The sequence below is a fragment of the Pandoraea pnomenusa genome (genome assembly GCF_000767615.3).
Taxonomy (GTDB): domain Bacteria; phylum Pseudomonadota; class Gammaproteobacteria; order Burkholderiales; family Burkholderiaceae; genus Pandoraea; species Pandoraea pnomenusa.
Genome location: NZ_CP009553.3, coordinates 4229509 through 4242442 on the forward strand (window position 1 = coordinate 4229509; position 12934 = coordinate 4242442).

Sequence of the window (12934 nt, forward strand, 5' to 3'; positions counted from 1 at the left end):
GTCAGCGTCTCGCGGGCGCGAGGATGATGTGGGGCGTGCCCTCGTACGCCGCGTGCAATGCCTCGACCGCGGCCGCGCGATGATCCTGCACCGCGCGCTGGTTGATCGAGCCCTTGTCGGTCACTTCGCCGCGATCGAGCGACGGCGGCGTGTCGAGCAACATCAAGCGGGCCACGTAGGTGGCGCTGCCGCCCGCCGACGCGTTGAGCGTTGCCAGCAGTGTCGTGAAGGCGTCCCGCACGGGCGGCGCGGCGAGTACGTCGGCCAGCGGCGCATCGTTGGGCAGGCCGCTCAGGCGCCGGCAATCCTCCACGCGGGGAAAGATCATCAGGCCGATGTCATCGCGATTGATGCCGGTCACTACCGCGTCCTGGACGTAAGGCGCACCTTCCGAAATCACACGGGCGCGCAACGGACCGACGCTCACGAACGTGCCGGAACTGAGCTTGAAATCCTCGGTGATGCGTCCGTCGAATTGCAGGCCGATTTCCGGGTGCGCCGGGTCGACGAACGTCGCCGCGTCGCCGGTGCGGTAGTAGCCCTCTTCGTCGAATACCGGATCGGTGGATTCATGTCGCCAGTACCCGGCCATGACGTTCGGCCCGCGAAACCGCACTTCGAGCTTGCCGCCCACGGGGGCGAGCTTGACCTCGCAGCCCGGCGCCGGCAAGCCGATGTAGCCCGCGCGCATGATCGGCCCGGTCGTGAACATGCAGCTCGGCGACGTCTCGGTCATGCCCAGCCCCGACATGATGCGAATGCGCTCGCCGCAATGCTGCTCCGTCACGCGCTCCAGCCGGTCCCACGCCGCCTGCGACAGTCCCGCCCCGCCAAAGAAATACAGGTTCACCCGCGCGAAGAAGCGCTCGCGCAACACGGCGTCGCGCTCGAGGGCGATGGCGAGATCCTCCCATCCCTTCGGCACGTTGAAGTAGACGGTCGGCGAAATCTCGCGCAGGTTGCGCAGCGTCTCCTCGAACTTCCCGGCGACGGGCTTGCCGTCGTCGATGTAGAGCGTGCCGCCGTTGTACAGCGCGATACCGACGTTATGACTGCCGCCATAGGTGTGATTCCACGGCAGCCAGTCCACCAGCACCGGCGGGGCCTCGCCGAAGGTCGGGAAGGTTTGCAGCAGCATCTGCTGATTGCTGCACAGCATGCGCTGCGTGGTCGGCACCGCCTTCGGCGAACGCGTCGAGCCGGACGTAAAGAGGATCTTGGCCACGGTGTCGCCGTTGACCCGGGCATGCGCGGCGTCGATATCGCGCGGCACCGCCTCGAGCAGCGCGTCGAAAGCCAGCGTGCCGCCGTCACCGCACGCCGTGACGCGAATCACGTCCTCGCCCAGCACTGCGTCCATCGCCTTGCCGTAAGCGTTCGCATCGGTTACGTAGACGAGGCCCGGGCGCAGCACGCCCAGCGTGTGGCGCAGCTTGCCGAAGTCCGTCGACACGATGGAATACGCCGGCGAAATCGGCGCGAACGGCACGCCCGCATACATCGCGCCGAGGGCCAACTGAAAATGTTCGAGATCGTTGCCGGACAGGATCGCGATGGGACGCTGCGCCGACAATCCACGGTCGCGCAACGCCTGACCGATGGCGCGCGCGCGCAACAGCATCTGCGCGTATGTGATGCCGATCCACGCGCCGTCGGGACCGCGCCGTGCGATCAGCCACCGGTCAGGATGCCGGGCCGCGCCCGACACGAGCCGATCGGTCAATCGCTCGGGAAAGTCGCCCAGCGCTTCACGCGAGCGCAGATACCAGAACTCGCCGTCGCGACGCACCTCGACACCGGGATTGCCGATGCTGACCGGCCGATAGCGGTGCGCGGCGATGTCCGGGCTGGCCGCCGTGTTGTTGCCTTGGTTCAAAACACTGTCTCCTGCTTCGAACCCGCCGCGACGCGTTCTCGGTCGCGTTCGCCGGCGGGCACATCCTCATCCCTTCGGGAAGTTCAGATCGGGTAGTGGCGCGGGGTCGTCTGCACGGTGATCCAGCGCAGCTCCGTGAACTCGCCAATGGACGCCTTGCTGCCGAAGCGACCGTATCCGCTCGCCTTCACGCCGCCGAACGGCATCTGGGCTTCGTCGTGCACGGTCGGGCCGTTGATGTGACAGATGCCGGATTCGATGCGTCGCGCCAGTTGCAGCGCACGCGACACGTCGCGGCTGAAGATCGCCGCGGACAATCCGAACTCGCTGTCGTTGGCGAGCGCCACCGCTTCGTCGTCGCCCTGAACGCGTTGGATCGTGACCACCGGGCCGAACGACTCTTCGCGATACAGGCGCATTGCAGGTGTCACACCGTCGACGATGGTCGCCTGCATGATCGCCCCCTCGACGCGGCAGCCGAGCGGCAGCCGTGCGCCATGCTCACGGGCATCTTCGACAAGTGCCGCCACGCGCGACGCTGCCTGCGCGCTCACCATCGCGCCAAGCACGCTCTCGGGCGACGTCGGCGCGCCCGCGTGCAACGTTGCCGCCTTGGCGGTGAGCTTCTCGACGAAGGCGTCGGCCACGCGGGCGTCGACGATCACGCGCTCCGTCGACATGCAAATCTGCCCCTGGTTGAAGAACGCACCGAACGCAATGCCATCGACCGCGGCGTCCAGATCGGCATCGTCGAGCACCAGCACGGGCGCCTTGCCGCCCAGCTCCAGCAGCGCGGGCTTCAGATGCTCGGCCGCCACACGGGCGATGATGCGCCCCACATGCGTGGAGCCGGTGAAGTTCACGCGTCGCACGGCCGGATGCGCGATCAGGCGCGCCACGATCTCGCCGGCATCCTCGGGCGCATTCGTCACGACATTGACCACGCCGTCACCGAGGCCTGCCTCGTGCAGGCAGGCGCCGATCAGCGCGTGCACGCCGGGACATTGCTCCGACGCCTTGAGCACGACCGTGTTGCCACAAGCCAGCGGCATGGCCAGCGCGCGCGTCGCGAGAATGACCGGCGCATTCCAGGGCGCGATGCCCAGCACCACGCCGACCGGCGAGCGCACGGCCATCGCGAGACTGCCGGGCACGTCGCTTGGAATGACGCTGCCGTCGATCTGCGTGGTCATTGCGGCGGCTTCCCGCAGCATGTTGGCCGCCAGCATGACATTGAAGCCATACCAGTTGGCCATCGCCCCCGTCTCGGCTGCGCCGATGGCGATGAAGTCCGCCGCGCGGGCGTCCATGCGTTCGGCGGCCGCGAGCAGGCGCTGACGGCGTGCGGTCGGCGAGAGCGCCGCCCACGCCGGGAACGCCGCCTGCGCAGCGTCGGCGGCGGCATCGGCGTCGGCGAGCGTTGCCGCCGGCGCGCGCGACGCCACGGCGCCCGTCACCGGATCGATCCGCTCGAACGTCGCTCCCCCTTGCGCGCCGCGCCACTGGCCGCCAATCAGCATCTGTACGTCGTGCATCGCGTCATCCTCTCTCGTTCGTTGCGTCGCGTGAGTCGGTGTTCGCCCAGCTTCAGCGCTTGTAAGCCTGCAAGCCCGGCTTGATCGACTTGTCGTCGAGGAACTGCTTGAGCCCCTGCTCGCGACCGTGCTCCGGATCGCGCAGTTGCGCCTGATCGAGCTTGGCGTACAGGTAGTCTTCGCTCTGTTCCCACGTGAGTTCGCGCGCACGCTTGAAGCCATGCTTGGCCGCGCGCAACACCACCGGATTCTTCTCGAGCAGCTTGGCGGCCAGCGCCAGCGTGGTCTCGCGCAATTGGGCGAGCGGCACGCTCTGATTGACGAGGCCCATTTCCGCAGCCTGCACGCCGGTGAACGTGTCGCCAGTCATGATGTAGTGCAGCGCCCGACGATGGCCGACAGTATCCGCCATCGCCTTGCTCACCAGGTTGCCCGGCGGAATGCCCCAGTTGATCTCGGACAGGCCGAACACGGCCTCGTCGGCGGCAATCGCCAGATCGCACGCCACCAGCGGCGAGAAACCGCCGCCGAAGCACCACCCGTTGACCATGGCGATCGTGGGCTTCGAATACATGCGAAGACGACGCCACTGCCAGTCGGAGGCGTCGCGACGCACACGCTCCTGCACGATCTCCGGACCGCCGTCGATCTCGCGGAAGTACTCCTTCAGATCCATGCCCGCCGTCCACGCGGCGCCCGCGCCGGTGAGCACGACGACTTTCACGTCGGCGTCGAGTTCGATGGCGTCGAGCACCTGGTTCATCTCGGTGTTGAGCGTCGGGCTCATGGCGTTGCGCTTGTCCGGACGATTGAAGATCACCCAGCCAATACCGCCCTCGACTTTCACATCAACCGTTTTCCAGCGTCCTTCGTATGCATTCATTTTGCGAAATTCCCAAGTGTGCGGGGCAACCTGCGCCGCGCGCCGGGAGTGGCGCGCGGTGTTGCCGACACACACATTTAATATCAGGTAACCTTACATTGCAAGCACTGTGTTTTCAGTGGAAACCCTTAGCGCATTTTTCAGAACGTGTGACGCATGCCGAGCATCACCCCGGCTTGCCCTTCACCCGCGGGCGGCGTGGTACCGCCTCCGCCGCCGCTGACCGAGTAGGCCGCGTGCGCGCTGTTGAACAGATAGGCGGCCTGCGCATAGACGGCGGTGCGCACCGACAGCGAATACGTGGCGCGCAGCGTGGTCATCGTGCCGCGCGTGTTGTGATCGCTGTTGATGATGCGATAGACCTGGCCGTCCACGAGCCAGGCCGGGGTGATGTTGTATGCCGCGCCCAGGTAGAAGAGGTTCGAATGCGTGTTGACCGCAGGCGTCGAGACACGGCGGCCCAGCCAGCCGCCACCAACCTTGAAGGCGCCGTACTTGTAGTACGCGCCAAGGGTCGTGCGCGTGTCCTTGTCGCCGCTGCTGGCGAAGGCGACGGTCGGCTGTCCGTCGAAGAAGTTGGCCGCCGCGTTGGTGCCGCCGCGTTGCTCCTCGTACGACGCGGCCACGCCGAAGTTGCTGGCGTCGTACTTGAGCATCACCGACCAGTCGCGGCACTGCACGGACTGCCCCGGCACCTGTCCGGCGCACGTGCCCTGGCCGGGGGAGTTGCCCGTACCGCCCGAATCACGCCCGAAGGAATACCCCGCGCCGAAGCTCAGTCCCTGCCACGCCACCTGGTACGTGACCGAGTTGTCGGTCCGCGCGTTGGGAATGTACGCGTCGAACGACCCCATGCCGTAGATGTCCGGGCCGAGCACGTCGGAGCCCAGCAGCGCGTAGAACGTCATCGAGTACTGCCGCCCGAACGCGAGCGTGCCGTACGGGCCCTTCAGGCCCACGAAGGCCTGACGCCCGAACAACCGGCCGCCCTGCCCCTGGTCGCCGCCGCGCAGGTTGAAACCGCTCTCGAGCTGGAAGATCGCGGCAAGTCCGCCGCCAAGATCCTCGGTGCCGCGCAGGCCCCAGCGCGAGGGCAACTCGCCCGTCACGCCGGGCATGCGAAAGACGGCGCCATTGGCGCTTGCGTGAGAGACGTACTCGATGCCGGTGTCGACGATGCCGTACAGCGTGACGTTCGATTGCGCGTCGGCGATGCCGGGCGCGGCGAGTACGGTGGCGGCGCCCAGCATTGCGAGCGCGCGGGTGCGGAAGGGAATTGCCATGCGAGTCTCCAGATTATTGATGTCGTTATCGTTTAAACGGGGCAAAGCGGCGAAACAGGTGAGGCAAGTCAGGCGATGGAAAGCGTGTTGTGCCGAAAGCCCGCGGCGCATGCGGATGCGCCCGCGAGATACACAAGAAAAAACGCGACGGGGCAGCCGAAACGCCGTCCGTCGCGTGCAAGCGAGGCCAACCGGTGAAACGGTTCAGTCAGCCGCGCGGGGACGACGGATCAGCGTGAGCGCGGCCAGCGCGGCCACGATCGTCACCGGGATGCTCGCGCCGATCACGACGGCCGCGCTGCTTCCCACGGCCAGCAGCATGCCGGCGGCGAGCGGGCCCACGACCGAACCGATGCGGCCGATGGCCACCGCGGCGCCCACGCCGGTGCCACGCATTGCGGTCGGGTAGTAGGCCGCCGCGAGCGCATAGAGCACGGACTGCCCGCCGATGATGAACATGCCCGCGAAGAATGCCGCCGTGGCCAACACACCGAAGCCATGCGCGGCCGCCAGCCCGACGAGCGACGCGATCATGCCCAGATACATGCCACCGATCACGAGCGACATGCGCGCCCGATCCATCAGGTAGCCCAGTGCGAGCACGCCCACGGCGCTGCCCACATTGAAGAGGATCTGAACCCAGCCGATCTCACCGCGCGCCAGACCGCGCGAGCCCATGAGCGACGGCAACCAGTTGAGCAGGAAGTACAGCACGATCAGCGTGCAGAAGTAGGACAGCCAGAGTTGCACAGTCGACAGGCCGCGCCCCTCGGAGAACAGCACCGACATCATCGGCGCGGGCGTGACACGCTCGCCCTGTGCCGTTGCCGCCTTGAAGGCACGCGACTCGGGCAGGCACCAGGCCAGCAAGGGCAGGAGCAGCAGCGGGCCGACGCCGCCCACGTAGAAGATGTGGCGCCAATCGGCATCGCTCACGGCCAGCATGCCGATCGTGGCCGCGATGCCGCCGCCTAGCGGAATGCCGCAGTACATGATGCTCACCGCGGTGCCGCGCTTACGCGGCGCGACGGCTTCCGAGGACAGCGCGATCAGGTTCGGCATCGCCCCGCCAAGGCCAATGCCCGTGAGCACACGCACGATCACCAGCATCCAGAAATCCGACACGAACGCCGTGGCGATCGACAGCACGCCGAACAATGCCGCCGAGAGCATCAACACCCGTTTGCGGCCGATGCTGTCGGCCAGACGGCCGCCCACCATGGCGCCCGGCAGCAGCCCGAACGTGCCGGCCGAAAACGCGATGCCCATTTGCGCAACGCTCAGGCCGAACTCCTTCGACATGCCGCGCGCCGCCACGCCGACCGACTGCAGGTCGAGGCCTTCGAGCAACGCCACCGCGAAGCACAACGCCAGCGTCATGACGACCGGGCTGGTGCCGCTCGCCGTGCCGTCCGCGCCGATGGGCAACGCTCGCGCGCCGCCATCCCGATTCGATTCCATGGTGTCTCCTGTGATCTTCTTGATGGTCTTCGGTCACCGCCCGAGCTGGCGGCGCCTGATACGAAGCCCATCCACGCCGCAAGCGAAGCCCCAGGCGTGCACTGGCACGGATCATTTAATCAGGTAACCTGATATTAACGACGCGAGTGCGGTGCACACGACGATGCCGTTACACCCGGTTCGTCGCTTTCGTCTTGCCGTGTCGATGGAATTCGGTCGCACGCGTATGCGGCGACGGACTCCATTTAATATCAAGCTACCTGACAATACAAGCAATCGGCAGGTCGGGACAAACCCGGAGTCAGTCGCGCAGGTTGCGAACGAACAATTCGAGATGGCGCTGCACGGCGGCGGCGTCTTCGCGGCTCACGTCGGCGCGCATGCGCGCGTCGATGTCGCGGGCCACCGCCTCGCACTGGGCGAGCACGCGGCGGCCTTCGTCGGTCAGTTGCAGCAGCACGATACGCCCATGGTTGGGATCGGGCTCGCGCGTGATCCACTGGCGCGCCGCCATCACGCTCACGACCTCGTTGGCCGATTGCGGCGTGATGAACGAGCGCTGGGCGAGTTGTGCGTTCGAGAGCTTGCCGCGGGCGTCGAGCACCGACAGCGCGGTGAATTGCGCCAGTGTGAGGCCCAGCGGCGCGAGCGCCTCGGACATGTGGCGACGCAGCAGGCGGTCGAGACTGGCGATGACGTACGTCAGGCGCAGCTTCGAGCGGCGAGGCCGCGCTTCCGCGGTTCCCGTCGCCGCATCGACAGGTTCGTTGCCGGATTCGTGGGCGACGGGGTCGTGGGCGAGCTTCTTTTTCTGAGGGACGACGCTCATGATGGGTGGGCGAGAATACGCGAAAGGTCGCGCAGTGCGGAAAAGCCCACAGTGTAACGCCGTCGCCGCCCGGTTGGTCAGCCGGCCAGCTTGCGGAACGTCTCGAGCACCGCGTCGCCCTTGAACGGCTTGACGATCCAGCCCTTCACGCCGGCGGCCTTGCCGCGCTCCTTCATCGCCGGGCTGCTCTCGGTGGTGAGCATCACGACATTGACGGCGTGATTCGCCAGTTCGCCGCGAATCTTCTCGACCATCGTCAGGCCGTCCATGTTGGGCATGTTCACGTCGCTGATGATCAGTTTCACGCCCGGGCTCCCCCTGAGCTTCGCGAGGCCGTCCTTGCCGTCGACGGCCGTGTCCACGTCCAGTCCGTTCTTGCGCAGGAAACCGGCGACTTCGTCGCGCACGGTGCTCGAATCGTCGACCACGAGAATCTTCGACATGATGATGTCCTTTGTGTGTAAGAGATGAAGTTTCCGAGCCGGGATCTCAGAACAGTTCCAGCGCCCCGGTCTCGACGGGTGCGGCCGTCGCTGGCGTCGCTTCGCGGAACGCTTCGGGCGACCAGTTCAGGCTGAAGACGAAATGCTGATGCAGCGTGACAATTCGCGCATCGACCGGGTCGGCGACGCGATAGACGAAACACAGCTGGGGATTGTCGGTACCGAACGAGATGTACTTCTGTTTGTGATTGATGAGCAGCGGCACCTGCACCTGCGCGCGGTCGGCGGCCGACGCCTCGCCCAGATAGCGATTCTTGAACGCGCCCCAGATGAGATTGGTCATCTCGCCGAGCATGCCGTTGAGCTCGCGAAAGCCGGCCTGGCCTTCGCAGCGGCCCGTGTGCTCGAGCAGTTGCATGAACGGCACCTGCTCGGCCTGCATCATCATGTAGCCGCGGCACCAGGCGCTCTCGAGCGGAATCAGGCTGAAGACCTCGCCGAAGATGATGCGATCGCGCACCACGCTGGGCGACTCGCACGTGAGCGCGATGTCGTCGCCGAACAGGCCTCGAAACACGCCTTCGGTGATATCGATCATGCCGCGCACGAGCGCTTCGGGGTATTCGTGTTCGACGTTGTCGTCGAGAATCAGGAACTGGCTGACCGACTCTCGGGGGGTACTTCGGTTCATGGTCGTAATTTCCCAGCGCTTGACGGAGCGCGTTGCCGCTTCAAAACAATTCGAGTTCGCCGCTGCTGTCCTGCGTCTCGCTCACGTCCGCGTGAAAGTCCAGCGGCGCGTGCGCGCAGACGCACAGCGTGGCCGCGAGCCGCACGTCGCCATCGAGCGTGATCGCCCACGAGGCCAGATGATTCGGCCTGAGCTGCATGAGGTGCGGCACGCAGCGCCCGCTCAGCACGTAGGGTGTGGACATGCCCAGATCGGGGAAGTGTTCGAGCAACGCCTGGTTGATCGCACCGCAGCACAGGTTGCCGATCTCGAGGAACACTTCGCGAAACGGCTTGTCCTGATCGTCCCGTGAGAAGTAGGCGAGCGTGGCCTCGTCCTCGTCGAAATGCAGCACGAGCAGCATGCGAAAGCCGATGGACGAGATCGTGAGCACGACCACGTTGGCGTGCCGCGCCGCCAGATCGGCGCCGTGCGCGGACGTGTCGGAATTCAACGGCACGATCTCGCACGCGGCGTCGGGCGCGCGGGCGAGACGGGTGTGCACGGCCTTGTGCAGAATGCGTTCGAAACTGTCGCGAGCGTGAGCGCTGATCACAACGGAACCTGCCTGCTTGGGATTGACTAGTGAAGACGGGCGTGCAACTGCTGCGCCAGCGCCTCGACGCTCGACAGCGACGCCGCGATCATCTTGCCGCCGGCCTGAATATCCTGGAACGTCGCCGTGGTCGTCACGTCGTTACGGTGCAGACTGTCGCGGTAACTCTTGGACAGCTCCTCGGAGCGCGTGGCCAGTGCGCGCACTTCGCTCGCGACGATGCCGAAGCCGCGTCCCGCCGCGCCCGCGCGCGCCGCCTCGATGGACGCGTTGAGCGACACGATGAGCACGTGCCGCACGATCGACGCGAGTTCGTGATTCTTCGCGTGCATATCCTGGTTCTGCGTCATGAGCGAGATCATCTGCTCGTGCCAGCGCTCGAAGGTGGCGGCCAGTCCGCGCAGGCGGGCCGCCTCGCCGGCAATACGTTCGGCTTCGCCCTGCCACATCGCCTTGGCTTCGAGCACGGCGGCCTCGGACTTGCGCGCTGCCTGCAAATCCAGTTCGGCCTGCGCGAGCGCCGACTGGTGCGCCGCCATGGCGTCGTCGTGCGCCTGGCTCCTTTCGTCCCGGTCGACGACCGCCACGCGTTCGCGCTCGAGCGCCTGCGCCAGCGCTTCGTCGTGCGTTTTCGCCAGCGCGCGCCAGTGTGCGGTCGCCTGCGCCATGCGCCAACGGTGAACAACCAGAGCCACCATGCCCGCGCCCGCGATTCCCGCGAGGGCTCCCATCAACACCCATTGCACTGCTTGCATACTCACTTCGTCTCCGAAAGCGGCGTGGCGGCAGCGAACCGGCGGGGTCCGCGCCACCGTGCCCGTCGATGCGGTCCGTGGCGCCGGCGTCAGACCGTGCCGGGTTGCGGCATGTCGCCTCGCGATGCCGCCTCGCCAGCCGAGCGCACCGGCGCTGCGAGTACGTCCAGCGCCGGCAGGTCGATCGCATCGGCCGCGACACTGTTCAGGTCGAAGCCGTCAACGACGAGGTTGTCGGGCAGACATACGACCGTCTGGAACTGGCGGAACTCCGCCCCGTTGCGATCGTCCGTGAAGCGAAGTTCGATGCGTCCGTGCTCGCGACGCACGAAGTCCTGCACGGCGTCCATGCCCACGCCGCGCCCGGACACTTCGGTGACCTGCCCGGCCGTCGAGAATCCCGGCCGGAAAATGAACTGCGCGATCTGCTCGTCGCTGACGTATGTCTCGGATGTGATCCAGCCCCGTTGCACCGCGATGGCGCGAATGCGGTGCAGCGCCAGCCCGCGACCGTCGTCGGCGAGCGTGACCTGAAGCATGTTGTGGTCGAGGCCCACTTCGACATCGATGGTGCCCGCCGCCGGTTTGCCTTTCGCGCGCCGTTCCTCGGCGCTCTCCAGCCCGTGGTCCATCGAATTGCGCAGCAAGTGCATGAATACGTCGCGCAGGATGCGCACGGCGGGCGCGCGCAGGCGATAGCCGTTGTCGTCGATACGCACGACGGGGGCCGGCTTGCCCAGCTCGGCGGCAAGCGACGGCAGCGAATCGAGCACCCCGCCCAGCGCCTCGCCCACGCCCTCGGTGCCGAGCAGACGCAGCGTCTGGTGCACCGCGTCGCGCATGGCGACCAGCTGGTGCGGATCGTTCGGATCGGCCGCCTCCAGCATGCGCAGGCTGGCGCGGATATGCGCGCGGTCGACCACCATCGACTGCTCGTCGGCGGCACGGCCCGGGCCCTTGCGGCCAAGGCTCATCTCGTTGATCTGCGCATAGGTGTCGACCGCCTCGCGCACGCGTTCGAGTTCGCGCATCAGGCCGTCCTGATCCCACAGGCGCGCGACGTCGGGCTGGCGCAGTTCGTGATAGCGCTGCTCCGTCTCGTGCACGACGTTAGTCAGGTACTGGAGGTTGTACGTGCGCGCGTTGCCCTTGATGGTGTGCATGTTGCGGAACAGTTCCGCGATGGCCGCGCTGTCGGCCTGGGAATGCTTGCGGATGATGCGCTCGTTCTCGCGGATGAAGCCGGTCGAACTCTCGATGAAGTGATGGAACTTCTCCTGGCTCACGGCGAGAATCTCGCCGATCATCTCCAGACGCTGCTTCTGTTCGTTGGCTTCGGCCGCGAGCTCGCGCAGCTCGGTCACGTCGCGCACGCACAGCATCAGGCGCAGGATCGTGTCGTCCTCGTCGGTGATCGCCGACCATGTGAGATCGAGCTGCTTCACACGGCCGTCGGGCATGCGCTTGCCGATCTCGCCAACGAGCAGGTGTTCGTTGAACGCGAAGTTCATGGCGTCCTGCCCGATGCAGGCGTCGACAGCCGCTTCGACCTGCGAGAGCGCGTCCGCGCCCAGATCGCTGTCGCCGAAGACCAGATCCATCACGCCGCGACCGGCGATGTCCTGCGTCTCGAAGATCGCTTCGAGATAGGCGGAGTACTCACCATGAACCCTCGCGCCGTCGACGACCGTCAGAATGCCCTGCTGCATGTTCTGCAACATGGCCTGTATGTCGGCCGTCTTCTGCTTGAGCTGCGCGGAGCGTTCCTGAATCTTCTCGATCATGCCGTTGAAGGCCACGATCGAATGACCGATTTCGTCCATGCGGCCGACGGGCACGCGACGAGTGAAGTCCTGGCTGTTGGCGATCTCGCTCATCATGGCCTGCATGCGCGAGAGCGGACGCGTGATCTGCCGGTACAGCAGCGCGCCGATGGCGGTGAGCAGCAGGATCGCCAGCCCGGTCACGATGCCGATGGCGGTGGTGGTGGTCGAGAGCGTGTCGTTGAGGGTGGCGATGGCGGCGTCTTTCTGGCGGTTCTTCTCGACCCGGAGCGTATTGACCACGCCTTCGAGTTCGTCGCGGTACTGCGCCACCATCGCGAACAGGTACGCCTGCGCCATCTCCGTCTTTCCCGCCTGCTTGAGCTTCGCGGTGTCGTGGATGGCGTTGAAGTAGTTCTCCACGCTCTCGCGCGCCTGCGTGACGAGCCCCTTCTGGGCGTCGCTCGCGGCCCCGTCGGCCTGGCGGGCGAGCGAGCGGTCGATCTCGCCGCGCAGCGCCTTGAGTTTGTCGAGCGCCTGTTCGACAACGGTCTCGTCCGGTGCGTAGACCAACGTCATGGTCGCGATCTGTACCGCCTTGACCTGCGAGACGAGATCCGCGGAAGCGAGCGCGCTGGGCACCACGCCTTCCGTCACCTGCCGCACCTTCTGCGCACTGGCGCGGGTCTGGTACACCGCATAGCCGCCGATGATCGAGAGCGCGACGAATGTCAGGATCACCAATAGCGTAATTCGATGACGGATGGTCATTGCGTCATTTCCCCGGGTCGCACCGGCGCCCGGTGCCCCGCGTTATCTG

The 12934-nt window shown here is 66.3% G+C and carries 11 protein-coding genes; all 11 read right to left on the reverse strand.

The genetic code is table 11. From position 1 onward, the window contains the following. Position 1: 1 nt before the first annotated feature. The 11 genes from LV28_RS42860 to LV28_RS42910 all read right to left on the reverse strand — a co-directional run bounded on the left by LV28_RS42860 (position 2) and on the right by LV28_RS42910 (position 12885). Positions 2-1876, reverse strand: coding sequence for a feruloyl-CoA synthase (locus LV28_RS42860; RefSeq protein WP_038620173.1), 1875 nt, complete (start codon positions 1874-1876; stop codon positions 2-4). Positions 1877-1959: 83 nt separating this feature from the next. Next, positions 1960-3411 (reverse strand): aldehyde dehydrogenase, encoded by a 1452-nt coding sequence (locus LV28_RS42865; protein WP_023873278.1) that lies wholly within the window; start codon positions 3409-3411, stop codon positions 1960-1962. Positions 3412-3463: 52 nt separating this feature from the next. Next, a complete protein-coding gene (locus tag LV28_RS42870) occupies positions 3464-4294 on the reverse strand; it encodes a p-hydroxycinnamoyl CoA hydratase/lyase (RefSeq protein ID WP_038620170.1) in 831 nt (276 codons plus the stop codon). Between the two features lie 140 nt (positions 4295-4434). After that, on the reverse strand, positions 4435-5544 hold the full coding sequence (locus tag LV28_RS42875) for a porin (RefSeq protein ID WP_115344632.1): 1110 nt from the start codon (positions 5542-5544) through the stop codon (positions 4435-4437). 237 nt (positions 5545-5781) lie between these two features. Further along, positions 5782-7038 carry a 3-(3-hydroxy-phenyl)propionate transporter MhpT gene (mhpT, locus tag LV28_RS42880; RefSeq protein WP_023597319.1) on the reverse strand — a complete coding sequence of 419 codons (1257 nt, stop codon included), beginning with the start codon at positions 7036-7038 and terminating at the stop codon, positions 5782-5784. 301 nt (positions 7039-7339) lie between these two features. Beyond that, positions 7340-7867: a MarR family winged helix-turn-helix transcriptional regulator gene (locus LV28_RS42885; RefSeq protein WP_081214905.1), complete on the reverse strand. Its 528-nt coding sequence runs from the start codon at positions 7865-7867 to the stop codon at positions 7340-7342. Between the two features lie 77 nt (positions 7868-7944). Then, positions 7945-8310: a response regulator gene (locus LV28_RS42890; protein ID WP_023597321.1), complete on the reverse strand. Its 366-nt coding sequence runs from the start codon at positions 8308-8310 to the stop codon at positions 7945-7947. A gap of 46 nt (positions 8311-8356) precedes the next feature. Then, positions 8357-9001, reverse strand: a complete 645-nt coding sequence (locus tag LV28_RS42895) for a chemotaxis protein CheX (protein ID WP_052408634.1) — start codon at positions 8999-9001, stop codon at positions 8357-8359. A 40-nt stretch (positions 9002-9041) separates the two neighbouring features. Further along, positions 9042-9596, reverse strand: a complete 555-nt coding sequence (locus LV28_RS42900; RefSeq protein WP_025249714.1) for a hypothetical protein — start codon at positions 9594-9596, stop codon at positions 9042-9044. Between the two features lie 26 nt (positions 9597-9622). Beyond that, positions 9623-10351: a methyl-accepting chemotaxis protein gene (locus LV28_RS42905; RefSeq protein WP_038620167.1), complete on the reverse strand. Its 729-nt coding sequence runs from the start codon at positions 10349-10351 to the stop codon at positions 9623-9625. A gap of 89 nt (positions 10352-10440) precedes the next feature. Continuing rightward, positions 10441-12885 (reverse strand): MCP four helix bundle domain-containing protein, encoded by a 2445-nt coding sequence (locus LV28_RS42910; protein WP_081326936.1) that lies wholly within the window; start codon positions 12883-12885, stop codon positions 10441-10443. Positions 12886-12934 lie beyond the last annotated feature (49 nt).

Excerpts from the sequence above, each read along its gene's own strand:
- LV28_RS42875 (WP_115344632.1), bottom strand. The coding sequence starts at position 5,544 with ATGCTGGGCGCCGCCACCGTACTCGCCGCGCCCGGCATCGCCGACGCG.
- LV28_RS42870 (WP_038620170.1), bottom strand. The coding sequence starts at position 4,294 with ATGAATGCATACGAAGGACGCTGGAAAACGGTTGATGTGAAAGTCGAG.
- LV28_RS42910 (WP_081326936.1), bottom strand. The coding sequence starts at position 12,885 with ATGACCATCCGTCATCGAATTACGCTATTGGTGATCCTGACATTCGTC.
- LV28_RS42905 (WP_038620167.1), bottom strand. The coding sequence starts at position 10,351 with ATGCAAGCAGTGCAATGGGTGTTGATGGGAGCCCTCGCGGGAATCGCG.
- LV28_RS42895 (WP_052408634.1), bottom strand. The coding sequence starts at position 9,001 with ATGAACCGAAGTACCCCCCGAGAGTCGGTCAGCCAGTTCCTGATTCTC.
- LV28_RS42885 (WP_081214905.1), bottom strand. The coding sequence starts at position 7,867 with ATGAGCGTCGTCCCTCAGAAAAAGAAGCTCGCCCACGACCCCGTCGCC.
- mhpT (WP_023597319.1), bottom strand. The coding sequence starts at position 7,038 with ATGGAATCGAATCGGGATGGCGGCGCGCGAGCGTTGCCCATCGGCGCG.
- LV28_RS42865 (WP_023873278.1), bottom strand. The coding sequence starts at position 3,411 with ATGCACGACGTACAGATGCTGATTGGCGGCCAGTGGCGCGGCGCGCAA.
- LV28_RS42890 (WP_023597321.1), bottom strand. The coding sequence starts at position 8,310 with ATGTCGAAGATTCTCGTGGTCGACGATTCGAGCACCGTGCGCGACGAA.